24 protein-coding genes and 1 other annotated feature are annotated in these 22,325 nt (G+C 35.6%); of the genes, 1 reads left to right on the plus strand and 23 read right to left on the minus strand.

The window, feature by feature from the left end; all coding sequences use genetic code 11:
• Positions 1 to 24: 24 nt before the first annotated feature.
• The 6 genes from ruvA to safA form a co-directional block, all read right to left on the minus strand.
• Complete coding sequence (gene ruvA, locus NSS71_RS11835) at positions 25 to 636, minus strand: Holliday junction branch migration protein RuvA (protein ID WP_047944295.1); 612 nt, start codon at positions 634 to 636, stop codon at positions 25 to 27.
• A gap of 197 nt (positions 637 to 833) precedes the next feature.
• On the minus strand, positions 834 to 1,364 hold the full coding sequence (locus NSS71_RS11840; RefSeq protein ID WP_095258100.1) for an intercompartmental signaling factor BofC: 531 nt from the start codon (positions 1,362 to 1,364) through the stop codon (positions 834 to 836).
• A 210-nt stretch (positions 1,365 to 1,574) separates the two neighbouring features.
• Positions 1,575 to 2,504, minus strand: coding sequence for an NAD-dependent epimerase/dehydratase family protein (locus NSS71_RS11845; RefSeq protein WP_341151719.1), 930 nt, complete (start codon positions 2,502 to 2,504; stop codon positions 1,575 to 1,577).
• Between the two features lie 271 nt (positions 2,505 to 2,775).
• Positions 2,776 to 3,450: a YhcN/YlaJ family sporulation lipoprotein gene (locus NSS71_RS11850; protein ID WP_047944292.1), complete on the minus strand. Its 675-nt coding sequence runs from the start codon at positions 3,448 to 3,450 to the stop codon at positions 2,776 to 2,778.
• A gap of 110 nt (positions 3,451 to 3,560) precedes the next feature.
• Positions 3,561 to 4,541 carry a phosphotransferase gene (locus NSS71_RS11855; RefSeq protein WP_176474077.1) on the minus strand — a complete coding sequence of 327 codons (981 nt, stop codon included), beginning with the start codon at positions 4,539 to 4,541 and terminating at the stop codon, positions 3,561 to 3,563.
• Positions 4,531 to 6,360, minus strand: coding sequence for a SafA/ExsA family spore coat assembly protein (gene safA / locus NSS71_RS11860; protein WP_341151720.1), 1,830 nt, complete (start codon positions 6,358 to 6,360; stop codon positions 4,531 to 4,533). The genes NSS71_RS11855 and safA overlap by 11 nt, the downstream gene beginning before the upstream one ends.
• Before the next feature lie 384 nt (positions 6,361 to 6,744).
• Here safA and NSS71_RS11865 point away from each other — a divergent pair, with 384 nt between their 5' ends.
• On the plus strand, positions 6,745 to 7,287 hold the full coding sequence (locus NSS71_RS11865) for a transcription repressor NadR (protein ID WP_047943611.1): 543 nt from the start codon (positions 6,745 to 6,747) through the stop codon (positions 7,285 to 7,287).
• 74 nt (positions 7,288 to 7,361) lie between these two features.
• Here the strand turns inward: NSS71_RS11865 and pheA are convergent, their stop codons facing one another.
• The 17 genes from pheA to NSS71_RS11950 form a co-directional block, all read right to left on the minus strand.
• Positions 7,362 to 8,213, minus strand: coding sequence for a prephenate dehydratase (pheA, locus tag NSS71_RS11870; protein ID WP_095258093.1), 852 nt, complete (start codon positions 8,211 to 8,213; stop codon positions 7,362 to 7,364).
• Positions 8,214 to 8,328: 115 nt separating this feature from the next.
• Positions 8,329 to 8,784 (minus strand): ACT domain-containing protein, encoded by a 456-nt coding sequence (locus tag NSS71_RS11875; protein WP_047943609.1) that lies wholly within the window; start codon positions 8,782 to 8,784, stop codon positions 8,329 to 8,331.
• Positions 8,785 to 8,964: 180 nt separating this feature from the next.
• Positions 8,965 to 10,254 (minus strand): GTPase ObgE, encoded by a 1,290-nt coding sequence (obgE, locus tag NSS71_RS11880; protein ID WP_047943608.1) that lies wholly within the window; start codon positions 10,252 to 10,254, stop codon positions 8,965 to 8,967.
• Positions 10,255 to 10,444: 190 nt separating this feature from the next.
• Positions 10,445 to 10,993, minus strand: coding sequence for a Spo0B C-terminal domain-containing protein (locus NSS71_RS11885; protein WP_061801224.1), 549 nt, complete (start codon positions 10,991 to 10,993; stop codon positions 10,445 to 10,447).
• 489 nt (positions 10,994 to 11,482) lie between these two features.
• Positions 11,483 to 11,773 carry a 50S ribosomal protein L27 gene (gene rpmA, locus NSS71_RS11890; protein ID WP_016201696.1) on the minus strand — a complete coding sequence of 97 codons (291 nt, stop codon included), beginning with the start codon at positions 11,771 to 11,773 and terminating at the stop codon, positions 11,483 to 11,485.
• 17 nt (positions 11,774 to 11,790) lie between these two features.
• Positions 11,791 to 12,123, minus strand: a complete 333-nt coding sequence (locus NSS71_RS11895) for a ribosomal-processing cysteine protease Prp (RefSeq protein WP_047943606.1) — start codon at positions 12,121 to 12,123, stop codon at positions 11,791 to 11,793.
• Between the two features lie 12 nt (positions 12,124 to 12,135).
• Positions 12,136 to 12,444: a 50S ribosomal protein L21 gene (gene rplU, locus NSS71_RS11900; RefSeq protein WP_016201698.1), complete on the minus strand. Its 309-nt coding sequence runs from the start codon at positions 12,442 to 12,444 to the stop codon at positions 12,136 to 12,138.
• Between the two features lie 15 nt (positions 12,445 to 12,459).
• Positions 12,460 to 12,540: a sequence feature (ribosomal protein L21 leader region), on the minus strand.
• A 79-nt stretch (positions 12,541 to 12,619) separates the two neighbouring features.
• Positions 12,620 to 14,053, minus strand: coding sequence for an Rne/Rng family ribonuclease (locus NSS71_RS11905; RefSeq protein WP_341151721.1), 1,434 nt, complete (start codon positions 14,051 to 14,053; stop codon positions 12,620 to 12,622).
• Between the two features lie 146 nt (positions 14,054 to 14,199).
• On the minus strand, positions 14,200 to 15,066 hold the full coding sequence (locus NSS71_RS11910; RefSeq protein WP_047943604.1) for a M50 family metallopeptidase: 867 nt from the start codon (positions 15,064 to 15,066) through the stop codon (positions 14,200 to 14,202).
• On the minus strand, positions 15,059 to 15,829 hold the full coding sequence (locus NSS71_RS11915) for a M23 family metallopeptidase (RefSeq protein WP_047943603.1): 771 nt from the start codon (positions 15,827 to 15,829) through the stop codon (positions 15,059 to 15,061). Before NSS71_RS11915 ends, NSS71_RS11910 begins: the two co-directional genes overlap by 8 nt.
• Before the next feature lie 249 nt (positions 15,830 to 16,078).
• Entirely contained in the window at positions 16,079 to 16,882 is an 804-nt protein-coding gene (minD, locus tag NSS71_RS11920; RefSeq protein WP_047943602.1) for a septum site-determining protein MinD, read from the minus strand.
• A 1-nt stretch (position 16,883) separates the two neighbouring features.
• On the minus strand, positions 16,884 to 17,561 hold the full coding sequence (gene minC, locus NSS71_RS11925) for a septum site-determining protein MinC (protein ID WP_047943601.1): 678 nt from the start codon (positions 17,559 to 17,561) through the stop codon (positions 16,884 to 16,886).
• 599 nt (positions 17,562 to 18,160) lie between these two features.
• Entirely contained in the window at positions 18,161 to 18,676 is a 516-nt protein-coding gene (mreD, locus tag NSS71_RS11930) for a rod shape-determining protein MreD (protein WP_251687519.1), read from the minus strand.
• On the minus strand, positions 18,673 to 19,563 hold the full coding sequence (mreC, locus tag NSS71_RS11935) for a rod shape-determining protein MreC (RefSeq protein WP_047943599.1): 891 nt from the start codon (positions 19,561 to 19,563) through the stop codon (positions 18,673 to 18,675). Before mreC ends, mreD begins: the two co-directional genes overlap by 4 nt.
• Positions 19,564 to 19,584: 21 nt before the next feature.
• Positions 19,585 to 20,607, minus strand: coding sequence for a rod shape-determining protein (locus tag NSS71_RS11940; RefSeq protein WP_047943598.1), 1,023 nt, complete (start codon positions 20,605 to 20,607; stop codon positions 19,585 to 19,587).
• A gap of 168 nt (positions 20,608 to 20,775) precedes the next feature.
• Positions 20,776 to 21,459: a RadC family protein gene (gene radC, locus NSS71_RS11945; RefSeq protein ID WP_095258089.1), complete on the minus strand. Its 684-nt coding sequence runs from the start codon at positions 21,457 to 21,459 to the stop codon at positions 20,776 to 20,778.
• Between the two features lie 60 nt (positions 21,460 to 21,519).
• A complete protein-coding gene (locus NSS71_RS11950; RefSeq protein WP_341151722.1) occupies positions 21,520 to 22,098 on the minus strand; it encodes a Maf family protein in 579 nt (192 codons plus the stop codon).
• Positions 22,099 to 22,325: the final 227 nt, after the last annotated feature.

Genomic DNA, 22,325 nt, shown 5'->3' on the forward strand with positions numbered 1-22,325 from the left:
TTCTAGATAATCGTTTATCCACATTTATCTTTTTAAAAGAAGCTTCAATGCCAATTTGATATAACCATCTGTTGATAACTGTTCCTTCTTTAAATGTGGGATAATTTTTTTGACTTCTTTCTCCGAATATCCAAGTGCGGTTAAAGCAAGCATCGCTTCATCCATTGCTGAATCACTTTCTGCTTTCGCTACATGCCTTTCTACTGTAAATAAATCCGGGGAGAAATCTGGCATAAACTCTGCTAGTTTCCCTTTCAAATCCAAAATCATTTGTCTTGCTGTTTTCTTGCCAACACCAGGGAACTTCACAAGGAATGCTTCATCTTCCGCTTCAATAGCGGATATTACTTGGCTCGGTTCTCCAGATGCAAGAATAGCCAATGCTCCCTTAGGTCCGATTCCTGAAACGTTAAGGAGCTTGGTAAATAAAGCTTTTTCATCTTGCGAACGAAAACCGTATAAGCTAATATTATCTTCTCTAACATAATGGTATGTATATACAGTAATCTTACTACCAGAAAAGGCAGAAAACGAAAATGGATTAGGTGTTTTAATCTGATAACCAATCTCATTATTTTCCACTACGATGTATTCTGGTCCAACAAATTCTACATTCCCTTTTATATATTCGTACAAATTATATTCTCTCCCTTATAAAGAAAACTTCCAAAAGTAGGGCTCCGTGCCCCTTAAGTGTGGGATAAATCCTAGCCCTTATTTTATCATACTATTTTGTAGAACTGCTATTATAGATGATTTTCATAATATTCTCGCAAAAAAAAGTGAGCAGATTCGACACGTTTACTGTGTTTCCTCTGTTCACTGATAATTCCTTAATTAGTAGTTTCAATTGTTGTTAAGTTTTTAAAGGTTTCAAGTACTTTTACATAACGATCTCTTGATTTAATCGGAATACCTTTTTGTAAATCTTCATGTTGTTTCGACTCCAGCTTCTTTAAATCAAGCTGGAAAAAGGACTGAATAATGTTCTCTTCAGCCGGTTTTCCATTATAAATGGTTAAAATCCCTTCTTCATTAATGCCAAAATAACCATTTGTTTTCAACAATGGAGATATATCATCAACTTCTTGTTTAAAAACAAGCTCCCTGCTTGTCATATCTACCAGCTGCCATTTATCATACTTTGACCAGAAATCTTCCATCGACCATACTGTCTCTTCTATTGTTTCTTCACTCACTTCTCCGTCTAAATAAATCCTTTGCAATACGACTTCCAATTTTTTAGGATTCTCATTTTGAGAGACACCGCTTCCAGTCTTTCCATATACTTGTCCGTTTGATAAAAAGACAGTAAGAATACTGACAAGAAAAACAGTTGAAAATAAAAGGAATCTGGTTTTCATTATAACCACCTCTTCACATTACTCACAACAGCAGCCTTATTTCCAAGGAAATAAGGTACTGTCAATCTACAGTTTGGTTTTAAACAACCTTACTCTCTATTATTCTCACCATAAAAAATAATTTCATTCCTAATTTTTAGCAATCTTATATTAGAGGGTTCTCTCATAGCGTATCGTAGTAACTCTCTCCAGGTGGAATCATAATGAATCCTATTTCAATAGTTCGTTTTTCTGTTTTAGGGCATGTTTTATATTAACCATCGCTAATCTAATCCCCTCTATAAACGACACTTGAGCATGCCATCCAAGATGGACTTGTGCCTTCTTTGTTGAAATTCTACTTTTCTCTCCTTTTTTCAAACCCACGCGAGGAAGAGAATCTTCATTTATCAATGACTGAATAATAGAGACAACTTCTTTCATTGAATATTTTTCCATCGGACAAATATTAAAAATTTCATTCGTGCCTTTATTTAAACTAGAAATAAAGGCTTTAACAGCATCACTAATATGTAAAAAATGTTTCTTATCTTCTCCGTCTTTAAAACAAATAGACGGACGATTTTCCAACACATTTTTGATTGTTGTTTCCACTATACTTTCGTTCTGCTTCTGGAAGGAATATTCTCCATATAAAATAGGAAATCGTAAAATCGTATAAGAGAGACCATATAATGTATGATAATGTTGTATATATTTCTCCACTATCTTTTTCGATAATCCTTCAAATAGCACGGGTTGTAAAGCCATATCCTCTGTGATCACATCTTCCAAGTCCCCATAAACTGCTATGGTAGACGGAAAAATAATTTTTCCTACTTTAGCTTCCACACATGCCTCCAGTACTTCAAGCGTACGAGCAATATTCTTCTCTGAATGTTCAAAGGAATCTTTCATTTTGTTAGACATAATTGGCTCATTTGATAAGTCAATTACACAATCGATTTGATACTTTTCCATTAAATCTGCTAATTCCATCTTGTTCAAGAAAGTGTTTACTTGATGATGAACTAGAGAGGACAGGATGCTATTTTCTTTTTTCCGATCAGCTACTATGTAACAAACTTGCTTGTTTGAAAGTTCTTGCATTAGAGCATGTCTAATTTTATTCTCTTGTCCACCTACGATTAGCACTCTCACTATATATCCCTCCGCCATTTTCGGCTTTTAACTAACATTTTATAAGTTCTTTATAACGAATATATTTTTCATTATAAAGTATATCTCTTTTCTCCTGTAATTTCAATAACTAATTCATTATATAGAACGATTTTTTCTATTATAATCATGCTTTTCTTCTTGTATATTTGGGGGAATTTCGTCTATCACTTTTAAAATGTTTCTAATAAAGAACGAATGGACTAAAAACTAACCCCAAGTGGTTATACCACTCAAAGTTAGTTTTTTTTTATTATCTATTGTCTCTAGCTGGATTTAAATCCTGAAAAATATTTTCAATATTATGGTTAATCGTTTGCCGCGGCTGACCATTTCGAATCGAACGATTTATATCTTCTATACTGTTAAATATTCCTCTATCTGTGATGATTGAAATGTCTCTTCCGTTTAGTGAATCATTTAGTTTGTCTTTTACCTGCGCTTTTGTTTTGGCCACATTCTTTGTATTTTCCACTTCCAATGCAACTAAAACGTTCTCTCCATAAACAAGCGTACGTGCATTTTTTACATTATCCATTTTAGTAACTCGATCGGATATTTTTTCAGCTAATTCTGTGTCATAAGATACTCTTTCATTCTGATCATTTATATTTACGTTATCACGATTGTTGTGATTATTTACATTTCTTACGTTTGTTCTGTTTCTATTGTTTACATTCCGAACATTGGATCCATTTGTATTTCCTTCATCCCCAAAAGTATGGTCCATCATTTCTGTAATTGGTCCATCATTATCGGCATTCCCAACGCCATTGTTTCCTTCATGCTGTTCATTTGAATAATATCCAATTGGCCTAGTATTATTAAGGCGGTTTCGATCAGCAGTTTGATCCTCATTTACACCACAACCTGTTAATCCAAAAGACAATGTCAACAGAACTGGAGCAACTAGTTTAACTTTACGCATAGTAGAATTCTCCCCTTCATGTAAAACTTGAGCAATTTCCTTGCTCTCTTTTATCTTCTACTGTTCGGAAAGAAACATACTGTAAAGTCTAGCCAGTCTTTTTTTATGTCTTATGTTCCTACAAGTTGTTGCAGTTTTTGATAAAATTTCTTCCTTTTGTGAAACTGATTGGTTGTTAATAATTGTACTTGTTCTAACAAGTAGGCATTATCTACATCTTTATTTCTGATTATTCTATTCCATTCCCTCAGAATATCTGTCGGATATATTAAAGCCATTAAAAACCATTTATCTTTAAAAAGATCGGCGTAGCCTTGCATACTTTGTAAATCTTGTATAGACCATCCTATATCAGGAAGAATGCGATTAGCAAATTGTAAATAGTCTGCAATTCGTGGACCAATACTAATTAAATCAAAATCAATTAAGTATAATTCATTATTCCTAACACGTAAGAAATTATGATGAGCAACATCCCCATGCAGGATTACGTTTGGGTTTGTATCCAAATAGTCTATTTTGTTTTTTATTGAACCAAATGAATAATCAGCCCATTCCATTATTTCCTTTACTATGTCTTTTTTTACATATTGCTCAATAATTGGTATATTCATTCGATATTCTTCTAGTCTGTGTTCAAATTTTTTCATTAAATGAAAAGTTGGCAAGATATACTTATATATTTCTACCAGTCGCTCTGTAACCGAATAATAATGTTCCAATAATTGAAGTGCTTCCCGTCTATTCCGCTTACTATGATATGAAAAAGAATCTTTATGTGGGGGAAGATATTCAATCAGCCCATACACTTTATTATCGATAACAATTGGCTCCTCTTCGAACTCATAAAATTGATATGTCTGTGTAAAACCTTCTTGTTTAAGAGCTCTTGTAAAAGCAACTTGAACTTTGAGTTTTTGATAACTAGTAAAACCTTTTAAAATTATCCAATATTGCTTCGTTTTTATTAGGTATACATCATTTCTAATCCTGCTTAATTCGATGATTTGGAACGGTATTTTTTTTTCTAATAAAGAAAGGAGACGATAATAAAAAGTATCGTCCCCTCTATGAAAAAAATCATAGATCACTGCTTTCATCCTCTTGGTATCTTGGCATTCCAAATGGAGTACCTTGATTCATGCCATATGGATTCATAAATGGCGGCTGCCCAATAGTAGGATTATAAGGAGGTGTGAATACTGGAGCATTCCCTCCCGGTCCATAAGCAGGTGATGCCACTTCTGAAGTAATCGGCCCTTCATAAGATGGCGCCTCTTGAACTGGACCATTATTTTCCGTTGAATAGGAGTTTGGCGTATTTCCAACAGCATCTTGAGGATAAGGAGATTGATTTATTGAAGATTGATTATATCCGGTCGGATAGCTTCCCATTTCCGGACCAAATCCTTGTGGCATTCCTCCCATTTCCATTCCTGGATTGAACATCCCCGCCATTGGATGACCTCCTAATTCTGGGCTAAACCCTTGCGGTATTCCTCTCATATCCATTCCTGGATTGAATCCCCCCGTCATTGGATAGCCTCCCATTTCCGGACCAAATCCTTGCGGCATTCCTCCCATTCCTGGATTAAATCCTCCGCCCATTGGATGGCCTCCCATTTCCGGACCAAATCCTTGCGGCATTCCTCCCATTCCTGGATTAAATCCTCCGCCCATTGGATAGCCTCCCATTTCTGGTCCTAATCCTTGCGGCATTCCTCCCATTCCTGGATTAAATCCTCCGCCCATTGGATGGCCTCCCATTTCCGGACCGAATCCTTGCGGCATTCCTCCCATTCCTGGATTAAATCCTCCGCCCATTGGATGGCCTCCCATTTCCGGACTAAATCCTTGCGGTATTCCTCCTTTTCCAGAAACGGCTCCTTGCATCATTCCCTCTACTTGAAAATTGCTTGCTGGAGGGAATGATGGACCACCACAACCACAATCCTCTTTAACAGGAAGTGTAATGGTCGGATGAACTGCTGTGTGGGTAGGGGCATTTGCTTTATGCGCTGCACCTGCTACATGGGAAAAAGGTTCTTCTACTTTATGATGAAGATTCTCCTTAGGCAGCTGACTATACTGAACCCATGGTTTTTGATTATTTTGCTGTGGTGCATGATTAACATGGGAAGGTGTCTGATTGATAAAAGCAGAATAGGACGAAGAAGACTCTTCCCAATGGTGTTTTTCTGTATATTCTACTCCAGGAAATGTTGGATAAACTTGGGATCCTATTTGTTCAACCGGAACTCCTTCTGGCGGGCAAACCCCTGGAGGAAAACCGCTTCCTGGCATCATTGGCGATACTTCATAACAATAAGGCTGATAAGGGACAATTGGTGGACATACATCTTTTTGAATTGGTTCTTGATTTGGTAAAACTGGTGCAAGTTTTGGTGGTACAGGTTTTGTCGGTGCTGGTTTTACTGGTGCCGGCTTTACTGGTGCCGGTTTCACTGGTGCTGGTTTTACTGGTGCTGGTTTTTCTTTCATTTCGACATCAATATCTACATCAACATTAGTCATATTCATGGAATAATAATTCGTAACATCAATTTCCGGAATGATTGGAGTAGGCATTTTTGGTGTAAAAGGTTTCTCCTTTGGTACTTCTTTTTTAGGTATTTCTTTTTTTGGTGTTTCTTTTACTGGCATTTCTTTTTTCGGTGCTTCTTTCACAATTGGTTCCATTGTAATCGGCATTTCTTTTTTTGTTCCCATTTGAGGAGCTTCTTTCTTTATACTTCCTCCTAAAGTAGGAACTTTAATTTTCATGCCAGGCATAATCATATCTGTATTAGTCAATTGGGAATTTAACGACTTTAACTCTTCGAAATTCACCCCATATTTTTTGGCAATTTCCCAAAGAGTATCCCCTTTCTGAACAATATGGATCTTCACTATAGATTCCCTCCTATGCATATGTCCATATAGTCTATGTTCACACGGCAAAATGGTTATCATTCTATTCAAAAATCTATGCGTTTTTTTTTAAAATATGTGTTCTAGTCGTACAAAGATTGCTCAGATCTTTGTCCTTCTTTTCGCCAATTAATTTATTCGTTTCCTATGAAAAATAATTTGGTTTATTCATTTAGATATTCTTTTGGTAAAATAGAATGAAGGAAAAATAAATACTGAGTTCTGCCTTTCAAGCAAAACAGGGAGCTGCCACTATTTTTCAAATAAAATACCAATAAATTTGTGTTAATGACTTTACCGTAGATAGCAGATAAAAAAAGGTAATTTTTTAATCAGAGTAACTGCAACAAAAGGAGAGATTGGATGACTGAATCAAAAAAAATGCTTGGTGAAGAAAGAAGGGCTTATATTCTTACTTTACTAAAAGAGAAAAATCGACCTTATACTGGCAGTGAACTTTCAAAATTGACAAATGTTAGTAGACAAATAATTGTTGGAGATATTACACTGCTAAAGGCGAAAAACGAACCAATTTTGGCAACTAGTCAAGGCTATTTATATTTACAAGAATCAAAACCGATGCTCTACGAAAGAATTATTGCGTGTAATCATCCACCAGAAAAAACGGAGGAAGAGTTAAATATCCTTGTTGATAATGGAGTAACGGTTAAGGATGTCACAATTGAACATCCAGTATACGGCGATTTGACGGCTTCTATCCTCGTCTCTAATCGAAAAGAAGTGAAACAATTTATGAAGAAAATTAAGCATACAAATGCTGCTTATTTATCTGAATTAACGGCAGGTATTCATCTGCATACCATTACCGCACCATCCCTTGATACATTACTAGAGGCAGAAGAAGCTTTACGAAAGGCAGATTTTTTAATGGAAGAAGAAGCTTAAGGTAAATGACAAAAATCACTAAGACTTTAATCGTCATTAGTGATTTTTTTGCATTCTTCGTATAGTGGTTCTATCTATTCCGTCATGTAATAAGGATAACTCCCCAGTATCTTTACTTCACAGCCTATTGCCTCTAATTCTGCAATAGCGCCTGGTATTAATACGTCATCCATTTTTCTATCTAAGTCAATAAGAAAGAAATAATTCCCTAATCCAGTTTTTGTTGGCCTTGATTCAATTTTCACTAAGTTTAGTTTTCTCCATGCAAAGGCAGACAATACTTGATGGAGAGCACCAGAACGATCGGCAGGCAAAGTGACCATAAGACTTGTTTTATGACCAACCAGATGACTTGTTGCTGCTGAATAATGTACAGGATTTTTCGATAAAATGAGAAAACGGGTATGATTATTCATTGAATCATGAATATTATGTTTTACAATCTTCAGACCATATTCTTCAGCTGTTAGCAAATTTCCAATAGCTGCCCCGTTGATATGCGGATTTTCTTTAACAAACTGTGCTGCTGCTGCTGTTGACGTCATATACTCACAAGCAATCCCGTTTAATTCTGTATGTAGAAACTTATGGCATTGAGCAATTGCATGGGAATGACTATAGACTACTTCTATTTCTCTCCATTTGTCTTCCCGGAATGGATGAACCATTATATGTTGTTTTATCGGAACCGTCACTTCCCCATGAATAGGTAAAAATACTTCATGGATTAAATAATCTAATGTAATGTTGACCGATCCTTCTAATGTGTTCTCAACCGGAACTAAAGCAACATCCACTTTATCTGCCATCACAGCATCGAGGCAATTGGGAATGGTTAGAAAAGGAACGGATTCCACCCCAGGAAATTGCTGATTTACCGCCATATTTGTAAATGTTGCTTTTGGACCTAAGTAGCCTACTTTCACTTCTTTCTCCTCCAAAAAAATTATTTATTCTGAATTTAACCTTTATAAAAAGAAGATTGACTGAAAAAGCCATCTTCCTAATAACAACAGGATTTCCTTATAAATAAATGACTTTTTATGCGCCCGTACTCAGAACGTCCACTTTCTCCACAAATTCAAGCATACGCAATCGCTCTAACAACATATCAATGGATATTTCCATTTCTGCGGTATTTAACGACAGTGTTACATTGGCTCTTCCTTGCAGTGGAATCGTTTGATGAATTGTCAGTACATTGCATCCAGCAGAAGCAACAACACTTAGCAATTTAGATAAGGTTCCCGATCGATCTTCAATATAAAAGAATAACGTAATCAATCTTTCTTTCACTATTGTGTGGAAAGGAAAGATGGTATCACGATATTTATAAAATGCACTTCGGCTTAAATCTACCTTTTTTACTGCCTCATGGACAGACTCTGCTTTTCCTCTTTCTAAGAGCTCTTTGGCATCTAAGGTTTTGCGCATTGCCTCTGACAGTACATCTTCTCTTACTATAAAAAATTTATGATCTATTTTACTTTGTTTCATCTGCTCACCCCTATAAGGTATAACGGATACTAATTATGTATGATAGAAATAACTCTGGTTTAACAACTAGACTTTTTCGAATTAGTCATTATTTTCTATTTCGTATGAAAAACTGCCCTCTCGTATTATTCAGCTTTGACGAGAGGGAAGATCTTTCATCTTTTTTTAAACCATGTTTTCTTAGTCAATGAATTCAAATTCATATTCCATTAACTTTACAGTATCTCCATCTTTAGCGCCTCGCTGACGTAATGCTTCATCGATGCCCATGCCGCGCATTTGACGAGAGAATCTGCGAACAGACTCATCACGGGAGAAATCTGTCATCTTAAATAGTTTTTCAATACCTTCACCTGAAAGAACAAAGCTGCCATCTGGATCTCTTGTAATATAGAATTGACGCTCATCTACTTCATGTTTATAAACAACGCGGTGAATACCTGCTTCCTCTTCTACTTCCTCTAATGGGAACTCAGGAGTATTCTCTAATTTATCCGCAATCGCAAAAAGAAGTTCACGCAGACCTGATCTAGTTAAAGCGGACACTGGGAAAATTGGATAGTCCTCCTCCAATTTTTCTTTAAATACTTTTAGGTTTTCTTCTGCATCTGGCATGTCCATTTTATTAGCAACAATAATTTGCGGTCTTTCTAATAAACGCATATTGTATTCCTGCAGCTCGTTATTAATCGTAACATAGTCCTCATATGGGTCTCTGCCTTCAATAGCAGCCATATCAATCACATGGACAATAACTCTTGTACGTTCAATGTGACGAAGAAACTGATGACCTAATCCGATACCCGAATGTGCTCCTTCAATTAGCCCTGGCAAATCAGCCATAACAAAACTTCTATTATCTTCCGTTTCCACCATTCCTAAATTAGGGGCGATTGTTGTAAAATGATAGTCAGCTATTTTAGGTTTCGCAGCAGATACAACAGACAGTAATGTAGATTTACCAACACTCGGAAATCCTACTAAACCAACATCTGCTAATACCTTTAACTCCAGAGTAACATCTCTTTCCTGACCTGGTTCCCCATTTTCCGATAATTCTGGGGCAGGGTTAGATGGACTTGCAAAACGAGAATTTCCTCTTCCTCCACGGCCGCCACGTGCAATTACAGCTTGTTGGCCATGCTCAGTTAAATCTGCAATAACTTCCTTTGTATTCGCATCGGCAACGATTGTACCCGGCGGAACCTTGACAATCATATCTTTTGCATTGCGACCGTGCTGATTTTTTGACATCCCATGCTCTCCACGTGGTGCTTTGAAATGTCGTTGATATCGGAAATCCATTAAAGTACGCAGACCTTCTTCTACTTGGAATATTACGTCTGCACCTTTTCCTCCATCTCCACCAGCTGGGCCACCTTTTGGGACAAACTTTTCTCGGCGAAAAGCTACCATACCATTTCCGCCATCTCCGCCCTTCACATAAATCTTAACCTGATCCACAAACATAAATTTATTTCCTCCTATTAAGAAAAACATAAGCAGCTTATTTGTCTAATAGTAACAAGGATTAATCCTTATGAAAGGAGGGTTGCTCTCCTCACTAGAAGGACCAATTATTTTATTCCTACAAACATTTGCAGCTATTTTTTCTAAAAATCACAATTTCCTTTTATGCTATTCAAACAAGTCCTTCTTATTATTTACCTGTTTGCTCTCTATCCATCCAAACTTCAAATAGGAGCTCGTCCTTGCTCATTTCAATATTTTCCAATTTCAAATAAGAAAAAGGTTGATGAAGAAATTGAAACATGGATTCACTATCTAGCAGCTCTCCGTTAAAATCAACATACAAACGAAATCCTTCCACCATTGAATGAATGGAAATGTATAGATGATTATCTGCAAAGGGTTTGCTATATTGATTTAACGTTTGGAAAAATAAGGTTGTCCATTCGGTAAGTATTTCATCTTCTGTCCCGCGACATTTTTCTTCGGCCAACACTTCATATTCCAATCGAAAATAATAATTTTCCCAGTTTGCAATTAATAATTTTGTAGCAAATTGTGGAATATTTAGATTAGATAACTTAGCTTCTTGTTTTGTCTCTGTAATAATATCATTAATAATTTCTTTTACTCGATCCGGTTTATTTAAATCCAAATTTCCTTTTATCAATTGAATTTTATTTAGCCAATCATGGCGAACATGTCTTAAAAACTCTATCGTATTCCAGTCTTTATTCATTCTTGTACTCCTACAAAGGTTATTAAGTCTTAGAAGACTGTTTTAAGTAAGTATAACAAAAAATGTATCATCAATGAACAAAAACGATATCTCCATCACGGTAGCCACTAAATTATATCCACTTGAACTTTAGGTTTTCATAATGAATAAGGACAAAAAATTCCCGTTTCCTAAAAGGTCTATCCAATTTATACACCAAGTTATTTTGGATTGATTTGATAAAGAAATGTTGAAAGCGAAGTGTATGAAGACTGTGGTAATAACAAACTATATACATAAGAGGCAACCTTTATTCTTGATTGCATACGAAAAAGCAATTGATTTCTCTCTTTTTTCAACACTTAGACAAAAAGCCCCTCCTGCTTTTTGTCTAAGTGTTGAAATCATCCTCCACCTAATCTGGTCACAACATACATCTTAATCAAAAAATTTATCCCTTAACAAACAGATAGGCTGACCCTAAACGAGCCAGCCTATCTGATCATTATCTTATGCTTCTTGTGCTACTGGGTATACGCTAACTTGTTTGCGATCACGACCAAGACGCTCAAATTTAACGATTCCGTCAACTTTTGCGAATAGTGTATCATCGCCACCACGACCAACGTTTACTCCTGGATAGATTTTTGTACCGCGTTGACGGTAAAGAATGCTTCCACCAGTTACTAATTGACCATCTGCACGTTTAGCTCCTAAACGTTTAGAAATGGAGTCACGTCCGTTTTTAGTAGAACCTACCCCTTTTTTAGATGCAAAAAACTGAAGATCTAATCTTAACATTTCGTTCCACCTCCTATTTAATTATAAGTGATAGTTACGTATTTTCCATAGTCTCGTTCAATTGTTTCTAAAGAAACAATCATTCCCTCTAAAAGAAGTTGAATTTTATCTCTTGTCTCTCCCGGAATATTTCCAGGAATCGTACAAGAAATAAAACCTCCATCTTTTCCTTGCTTTATAATGGGTGTAATACCAGTAAGAGAAATAACAGCATTAATGCTTCCAAAAGAAACAGCTGATACTCCAGCACACACTATATCATCCCCACTATTCGCAAAAAGAGCATGACCACTTATCGTAAAGGAATGAATGAGACCATCATTCGATTTGTTAATCGTAATTTCGATCATACAAATTCAACCTTAAGCGTTGATCTTTTCGATAACAACTTTAGTGTAAGGTTGACGATGACCTTGTTTTTTATGATAATTTTTCTTCGCTTTGTATTTGAAAACGATGATTTTCTTTTGACGGCCTTGTTTTTCAACTTTAGCTGTAACAGTAGCTCCTTCAACAACTGGACTTCCTACTTTTACATTTTCTCCGCCAACGAAAAGAACTTTATCAAAAGTAACAGTGTCACCAGCTTCACCGTTTAATTTCTCGATGTAGATAGCTTGACCTTCTTCAACTTTGATTTGTTTTCCGCCTGTTTCAATAATTGCGTACATTAAACTGCACCTCCTTAATAGACTAAGACTCGCCAATGACAGGCGTTTTGCAAAAGCAAAAGCTTCATTACCTGCTATGTGCGGTTGTAGAGCACGGGTGCTACAAACAACATTAAAATACTAACATGTTTAAAAGATACTGTCAATCATATTCTATTATTAGCTTTATGGTGAATCATTTAACCATTCGAATAAAATAGTCTGGCTTTGGAAACTCAGCTATTTCCATTTTAATCATAAAGCCTAATACTTCCTCTAATCGTTTTTTATGATTATTTCCTCCACCCATAAATAGAGGATAGACATCTTGTGAGACGATAACTTCCACAAGTTCCATATCCTTATTGCGATATTCCCATAGCTCTCTTTCTAATTGAAAGGCCATACTACTTGCGCTTTTCACCAAGCCTGTGCCTTCGCAAATTACACACTTACTTTGCAGTGTTTCGGATAAGGATTTCATTGTTTTCTTTCGGGTGAGCTGTAATATCCCTAGTGAAGTAAATCCAATTACTTTCGATTGTCTATTATCTGACTGCAATTCCTTCTCTAGGATATCCATCACTTTCTTTTCTTCCTCGCTCTTCATATCAATAAAATCAATTAATATAATACCAGAAAGGTCTCTTAATTTAATTTGCCTTGCAGCTTCCTTTGCAGCAAGCATATTTGTTTGAAAGACCGTTTGCTCTAACTGATGTTTCCCTTCATATTTACCTGTATTTACGTCAATAATAGTTGCAGCCTCTGCCTGATCGACTATCAGATAGCTGCCATTTGGGAGCCAGACAACTCTTTTCAAAGCTTTATCTATTTCCCTTTCAACATGGTAATAAGAAAATAAATCTTCACTACCTTGATAAAACGAAACAGTTAAATGGGGGTACATTGCTTGCCAATTTTTCCGCTCTTCTAGACTATCGACAATGATTTCTCCCTCTTTCATTTGCTTAAAGAGAATATTCAACTGTTTAGTAAATTCATCATTTTCATGGACAAGCATTATTTTCTTTTGTCTAGCTTTTTGTTCCAATCCTTTATATTCCTGCCGTAATGCTTCAAGCTCCAACCTTAATGTTTCTTCTGAACTATTCGCTGCTGTTGTGCGAAAGATTATGCCTTCGTTGTCTGTTTTTATACGACTCCCTATATTTCTTAACTCTTTTTGCGCAGTATGAGAATGAATCTTTTTAGAGACCGCCACATATCGACCATAAGGCATATACACTAAATGCTCTCCGCTAATTTCAATTATCCCCGTTATTTTAGCACCCTTTGGCCCCGCAGCATCTTTTATTACTTGAACTAATATTCGTTCTCCTTGTTTTATATAAGAGGAGACACTTATCTTTTTTTTCTCTTCTAAAGTTCCCTCACTCCGCACAAATGAAATCATTTTCTCTCTCGGCAAATAGGCTCCTTTGCCTTCCCCAATTTCTACAAATGCAGCATTCATTCCGGGAATTACCTTTGTCACTTGTCCCAAATAAATATTTCCAACAGTTGTTTTATATTGCGGCTGCTGGACATACATTTTTTCTACTTTCCCATCTATTAGATAAGCAAATCTATTTTCTCTAGTTTTTATATTAACGATTACTTGATTCAATATCATACATCCTCTTTTTCTGGTTATCTTATTATTGTAGCTTAGATGAAATGTTTTAGTAAACTTAAGGACCTATTCTTGGACAAATTTCAAGTATGCTCTAACTAAAGAGCTATCGTCAGTATTCACCGTTTTCTCTATGTATCCTATAAGACGCAAAGTATTTCTTTTATTTTCGCCGTTACGTTCTTTTCTTTAAAATAAACATGTAATAGCTCATTCTCATCCAGAATCGCATTGTCTTTCCGCTTGGACCTTACAATAATTGGATGTTTACACCCTCGATGAAATCGTTCTAATACATCCAATACCGAATCGTCTTCTTGGACTTCTAGGGGAAGTAACTTTCTTAATTCATTCGATTTTCCATAATATCGTTCCAGTAAAAATCGCATAAACAAAAACCTTCTTTGCTTCCATTCATAATAAATAGAAAAAACTAAAAAACTAATAATAATCCATGCATTTACATTCTGCGGCATCATAATAAGAACCATTAACAGAAAGATTAAGGTTCCAATAATAGAAAAATAAAGTGTATATTTATGAGATTTTGGAAAGGGATTTTTCAAGGAAAATAAAAGAAACATTAATTTGCCACCGTCCAATGGCCAAATTGGAAGTAAATTAAAGAAAAGAATCATAAAATTATATTGGATAAAGGTTTGATACAAAGATTCTGTGAAAATCCCCCACTGCCATAAAAGAAATCCTAATCCAACCAGCCAAATATGCTGGATCGGTCCAGATATAATAACGATTGCCTCTTCTCGCAAAGGGCGATTTCCGTGTTCATCCATTTCCGCTACTCCGCCAAAGGGTAATAAAGATATTTTCTTTATTCTCCACGAAAAAAATGCGGCAGCAAACGCATGACCTAATTCATGAATAAAAATAATCATAAACAATAAGCATAATTCATAAAAATGGGCAGTCATTACCCCAATGGCAATGACAACCCATAATAGTGGATGAATATGAAGATACTTAAAAACACTAAAAAACCTATTCAATTTCCATCACCTGTAGAGGATCGATAAAATCATCATTTTGCTTAATCGCAAAAAAGAATAGACCTAATGTTTCATCTCCTTCATATCTTGAAGCGTTTCCTACTTTTGTTCCTTTTTTTATATTTTCATATAACTTTACATCCACTTCTTCTAAGTTGCCATACCATGATTCACTCTGATCACTATGCTTTATAACGACTGTTTTTCCAAAGCCTTCTTTCTCGCCAATAAAGGTAATTTGTCCCTCATTAAAAGATTGTACTGTTGTATCTACTCCAGTTTCTATCGCAATACGTTGTCCGTTTTTCTGAAATTCTTCTAATACCTTACCAGAAGCAGATAAAGCGTATTGCTGCAATCGCTCTGTATCTTGTTCTTTTCCTTTTTGTTCTGGTAAAAAAGCTAATGGTTTTCCGAATTTCTCTTCATACCAATCTGCAACAACCATAAAATTAAATTCTGTCGACATTGCTTGTCTAATCGTATTTTCGACTTTTCCTAATCTTGTGGATGGATGGTCTACAATGATGGCAACAGCAAGAAATAGAATAGCCGCTCCTAAAATTTTCAACATAAATAAATCTTTTCGAAATAAAGGGTGAATTTTAGGAGGGTAATTTTCCTCTTTTGATGAAAATGTATAGTCGAAGGTATCTTCTTCATCAGACCAAAGTACTCGGTTATCAATATTCTTTTCTATTCTCGCTCGTTCTTTTCTTCTTCTTTCGATTTTTTTTCTAACCTCATCATTTCTTGACCCCATATACTCCTCTCCCCTTACATACTTGTCCTCTTTACCCTATATTTATGTTAAGGAGCTATAAGTTATGCCACTAATAAAAGGGGAATAAAAGAATGGTACTGATATAAAAAACCCTGTAAAGAAATAAATTGATTACGCATGAATCAATTTATCTCTTTACAGGGCTAGCTATTACGATTATCGCTTATCAACAGATAGTTGTTTCGCAACCGACTTATTTAAACATGTATAAATTTACTATCTTTATATTTATTTAGCACCAAAGAACGTCTTAATTTTTGCAAACACGCCTTTGGATTCTTCTTCTAATTGCTGCAAAGGAACCGTTTCTCCTAAAATTCTTCTTGCGATATTTCGGTAGGCAATCGCAGATTTACTATTTGGGTTTAAAGCAATCGGCTCCCCGTTGTTAGAAGCTCTTATAACCGCATCATCATCTGCAACAATTCCTAATAAATCAATGGAGAGATGGCTGGTTACTTCATCAACATCTAACATATCACCATTTTTTACCATATGATTTCTAATTCTATTGATAACAAGCATTGGAGGTTCCATCTGCTCTTCTTTTTCCAATAATCCAATTACTCTATCAGCATCTCTAACAGAAGATACTTCAGGAGTCGTAACCACAATGGCTTTATCCGCGCCAGCGACTGCATTTTGATACCCCTGTTCAATTCCTGCAGGACAATCAATGATGATATAATCATAATCTTGCTTTAAGCGGAGAACTAATTCTCTCATTTGATTTGGTCGTACAGCCGTTTTATCACTTGTTTGCGCAGCAGGTAATAAATATAATAGATCATCAAAACGTTTATCTTTCACAAGCGCTTGATGAATTTTACATCTTTCCTCCACCACATCTACTAAATCATAAATGATACGATTTTCTAATCCCATCACGACATCAAGATTTCGCAAGCCAATATCTGTATCTATTAAACAAACTTTTTTCCCTTGTAACGCAAGTGCTGTTCCAATGTTTGCAGAAGTGGTCGTTTTTCCAACTCCACCTTTACCTGATGTTATAACAATTGCCTCTCCCATCTTAATATCCTCCTTCCAATTTCAGCAAATTCGGTCTTAAATGTGGTAGTACTTGTAATCTATCAATCTTAATAACATTGTCATTCACATACGCACATTCCATTTCTCTTGTTTTTTCAGATAAGGTATTTCCAACCTCTCTCTCAATAAAACGACTAATCCGAATTTGTGTCGGTTTCATAACGGATGCAGCAATGACCGCGTCATCCTTCCCATTATATCCAGCATGAGCTATTCCTTTTAACTGTCCCATAATATAGATGTTGCCGCCGGCGATTACCTTTCCACCTGGATTCACATCTCCAATTAATAATAAATCACCGGGCACCTCTAAAACTTGACCAGAGCGCACAATACTGGTTATCGATTTTAATTCATTTTGTTTTAGCCAGTTCTCCGCTTCTTTCTTTGTCACTAAATTACTATTAATCGATTGAACAGTTAGGTTTTGTTTTTCCTGAATGAGATGAACAATGGTTTCTTTTTGTTCATCTGTTACATATCTATTTCCAAGCTCTACTGTCACTTTTATGTCTCGATTTTCATTATGTAGACTGGAGCTCTCATTCAATTTATACTGTAATTCCTTTAGTAAATCCTCGTACGAACAATTATCATATAGATGCAAACCCAGCCCATTTTTTGTTCCTTTAATTGTTACTAGTTGCCTTTTTTTCATTTCAAGTTGTTCACCTCTGTAAGAAAAGCGTAAGCGTCTCTTTATCCTGCACGGACCTATAGACATAATACATCTATTTTATCAAACAATACTAATAGTCTATCGTTCCTTAGATATAAGACGCAAATGCTCGGATATCGTTATACTTATAAATCTCACTTTGCATAAAAAAGCGCAAACATCCTTATCAAATAAAGAAGGGTTATCGATTCTAAATAAGTATCATGCTGCCTATTAGATGATACTTGTCTCCTAATCGATCCAACAATTTCATTTGATAGATGGTTGGCACTTTAACTTAAAGCACTTACTGCTTTTCATAAATGCTGTTTCAACATGCAAAAATAATGTTTTACTTCTCCGTTCACTTTTTAAACAAGTGTCTTTCATCAACACTATGATATAAGAGTAAGGACTTTAGACCTTTATTTCTAATTCCTTTTTATATCATTCGACAAACGCTTTTAAAATTCCTTTTCGAGCTAAATATATTTCTTCTCAAAAAGAACAAAAGACAAATAGTCACTAATCAAATAAATTTCAGATTGTTGACAACTTAATGTCCAATCTGAAATTTATTATCATGCATTCTAACTATATCATTCTTTTAACTCTGCTGCATACTTCTCAAATAAACGTTTATAAGGATAAGCGACAATGATGATAAAAATAAGATTTAATCCTAAAGACGGCAGAAGCCGTAAATGAAGGAAACTCGCAAAATCAATCGTTGTCAAATTTATCACTTTTATCATTTGATACACAATCATTTCCAGTGACGAAACAGCGAGTAAATTCATTACAGATACAACAACAATATTACTATGAAAAATTTTCATCAATTTATTAAAAATATAAATGATAAAAGGGAAAGTAAAAAAATAGATACCTAAAATTTCTGTATAAACAATATCAAAAAGCAGCCCAAAAACAAAGCCATATATGACACCAACATTTCTATTACCATAAACAGAAAAGAAAAGGATAGTAATGAGCAAAAAGTATGGGACGAAAATCCAATTTTTACCAAAAGGATCTGTAGGGAGCAACTCAAGAAAAACACTCTCAAAAATAAACATAAAGGAAATTAAACAGCCAATTAAAACTTTTCTCATTGGTCTTCCTCTTTAGGAGATAATGCTGCCCTGTCTACCACCATCACATGCTCAATATCATAGAAGTCCGCTGCCGGCTTAATATATACTTTTTTCTGCAGTCCATTTTCATCTGGCTCTACTTTATCTACTGTACCAATAGCTAACCCTTTTGGAAAGACCCCACCCATTCCTGAGGTTGTAACAAGCTGACCTTTTTTCACTTTCAACCCATTAGGAGCTTCTTCCCAAGTCATAATTAATTGCTTTGTTTCTTTATCATAATCAGCAATAATCCCAAAAACTTCGGATTTTTCTTTCTTCTTTTTATCATCCTCTTTTGACTGAATAAAAGCAGAAATGCGATTAGCTGGATCTTCAGAACTAAGCAGCTGTACAGTTGCAGTATTAGGTGCTACTGACTTTATTTTCCCTATTAATCCAGCAGAAGTGATAACAGCCATATTTTTCTCTACGCCGTCATTTTCTCCTCGATTGATGGTAACTAGTTCTGTCCATTGAGAAGGATTTCTCCGAATTACCGTTGCTTTCATAATTGTATAGTCACTTAATGACTCTTTTTCTTCCAACGTTTCCTGTAATGACTGTACATCTTTTTTGAGACCTTGAACCTGATATTTAAGCTGAGCATTTTCCTCTAGCTTTGCCTTTAATTCTTTATTCTCTTTATATGTATCTTGCAAGGATTGGACATTATCAACAAAACCCACCACATATTGGGCAGGTCTAGATACAAGGGTTTGAACCCAGCCGGTAGTGTCCTTTACGAATTGTTCCGGCCAGGTTAGTTTATTTCGATTACTTAATGAAAACCCTATTAATGCCACGAGAATAATGATGCTAACAAGCAAAATAATCAAGCGTTTATTCATAAAAAACTGTGGCATGCTTCTACACCTCTACTAAAATTATCGTGAATCTTTTGCTTTATTTTTGAATAAATGAATATGGTCTAAAGCTTTACCAGTTCCGATAGCTACACAATCCAATGGATCTTCTGCTATAACAACAGGCATTTTTGTCTCTTCACTGATAACTTTATCAAGATTACGAAGCAATGCTCCACCACCTGTTAGAACAATTCCACGATCCATAATATCTGCAGCTAGTTCTGGAGGCGTTTTTTCTAATGTTACTTTGACTGCATCAACAATTGCAGCAACTGTATCTTTTAACGCTTTTGAAATTTCATCTGCAGTAATTTTGATTGTTTTTGGAAGACCAGTTAATAAGTCTCTTCCGCGAATATCCATGTTTTCAATTTGATCTGGATTTCCAGCACTGCCAATTTCCACTTTAATGCTTTCAGAAGTTCTTTCTCCAATCATCAAATTATACGTTTTACGAATATAATTAACAATTGCGTCATCCATCTCATCACCAGCAATCCGAATAGATTGACTAGTAACAATTCCACCAAGGGAAATAATAGCTACCTCTGTTGTACCACCACCGATATCAACAACCATACTACCAGTTGGCTCCCATACAGGAAGATTAGCACCAATAGCAGCAGCAAACGGCTCTTCAATCGTATAGGCATCTCTCGCACCAGCTTGACGTGTTGCATCAATTACCGCTCTTTCTTCTACAGCTGTAATGCCTGATGGTACACAAACCATTACATACGGTTTGCCAGAAAAATAGCCCTTATTCTTTGTTGCTTGCTTAATGTAGTATTTCATCATCGTTGCTGTTGTTTCATAATCTGCAATTACACCATCCTTCATCGGACGAAGTGCAACAACATTTCCTGGTGTTCTACCAATCATATTCTTCGCATCGTTACCAACCGCTACAATGCTCTTTGTATCAGTTTGTAGTGCGACAACTGACGGTTCTCTTAGTACTATTCCTTTGCCTTTTACATAAACTAGCGTATTCGCTGTTCCTAAATCAATTCCAAGATCTCTTGTTCCAAAACCTAACATAAATGTATCTCCCTTTCTGAAACTAATGCAATATTATAAAGTAGGTAGATGTTCTCCTCTTTGTAATTTCCTTTAATTGTTACTTATCTATATTTTGTCATGTTTAGACATAAATAGCCAAAAAATCATAAATTATATTATAGCTTATTTCTACAAAAAAGAACAGTATCATACATACCCTTTTTCTTTTAAGCTGATAAATTTATTTTCCCCAATTATGATATGATCTAGCAGATCAATCCCAATTATTTTTCCGCATTCCACTAATCTTTTTGTCACTTCAATATCCTCTCTGCTGGGGGACGGATCGCCGGATGGATGATTGTGGAGACAAATGATAGAAGCTGCAGATCTTCTAAATGCTTCTTTGTATACTTCTCTTGGGTGGACGATACTAGCATTTAAACTACCAATAAAAACGACTTGCTTATGCATAACTTGATTCTTGGTGTTTAAATATAAACAGACGAAATGCTCCTGAGTTAGAAATCTCATTTCATTCATCATATATTTGGCAGCATCCTCTGGTGACCGAATACAATATCGATCGGTAAATTCTAAATTGGAAACGCGCCGCCCCAATTCAATTGCTGCCATCAATTGAATTGCTTTTGCCGTTCCAATTCCTTTCATTTCTTTTAACTCATCAAGACTTGCATCCTTCAACAAGCGAAGCCCATCAAAATGGACTAAAAGTTTGTTCGCTAATGTTAATACGGATTCATTTTTGGAACCTGTTTGAATCAAGAGAGCAAGCAGCTCATGATTTGCTAAACTTTCTGGTCCCTGTTTCACAAAACGTTCTCTTGGTCGTTCATCATTCGGAAAATCTCTTATTAATAGCGAATCCATTCTTTCTAAGTTCCTCCCTATCATTGGTTTTTGGGAAGAAAAGAATAAGGGACCTTTGATTTATTTAGGCATATTGAAGCCTTTCGCCTTCAATTCGCGTACCGTTCGAGAAATCGGAAGACCGACTACGGTGAAATAATCTCCTTTTATTTCTTTTACGAGCGTTCTGCCTACTCCTTGAATTCCATACGCACCTGCTTTATCAAATGGTTCCCCGGTGTCTAAGTAATCGTGTGTTTCATCATCTGTTAATTCCCAAAATAACACGTCTGTTTTTTCATAAAAAGTGGAACATATTCCATTTGCCATAATGGCGACACCAGTGTAGACAGAATGCGTTTTGCCAGAAAGTTCCCTTAACATGCGAAACGCCTCTTCAGGCGAAGCAGGCTTGCCTAATATCGCACCATTAAGATATACTACCGTATCAGCACCTAATATAAATGGATACTGTTCATCGGCATAAATTGCTTCAACCTTTCGTCTCGCTAATTCCATGACAATTTCATTAGGAGAAATAGAAGGATTGAAACTTTCATCTACATTACTACTGGATATTACAAATGGTATTTGGAGTTCTTCAAGGAGCTCTTTTCGTCGAGGAGAAGAAGAGGCCAATATGAGGGTTTGCTTTAACATGATAACACCTACCTACTATTTCAAATTGTGAGATACAGATTAATCCTATCAAAGAATTCGCCGATACACAATTTTGAAACGGAAATTTTTATATAATAGTAAATAAAATGTAATATGACGAAATTTGTAGAAATATTTATACAATTAATATAAAAGATATTTTTTGCCTTTTAAGTTGTATTTAGACAGATAATCTTTGCTCTAGTTAATAGTTCGAAGCTGTATGG

Origin of the sequence: Niallia sp. FSL W8-0951 (assembly GCF_038006525.1) — a bacterium.
GTDB classification, from domain to species: Bacteria; Bacillota; Bacilli; order Bacillales; family Cytobacillaceae; genus Niallia; species Niallia circulans.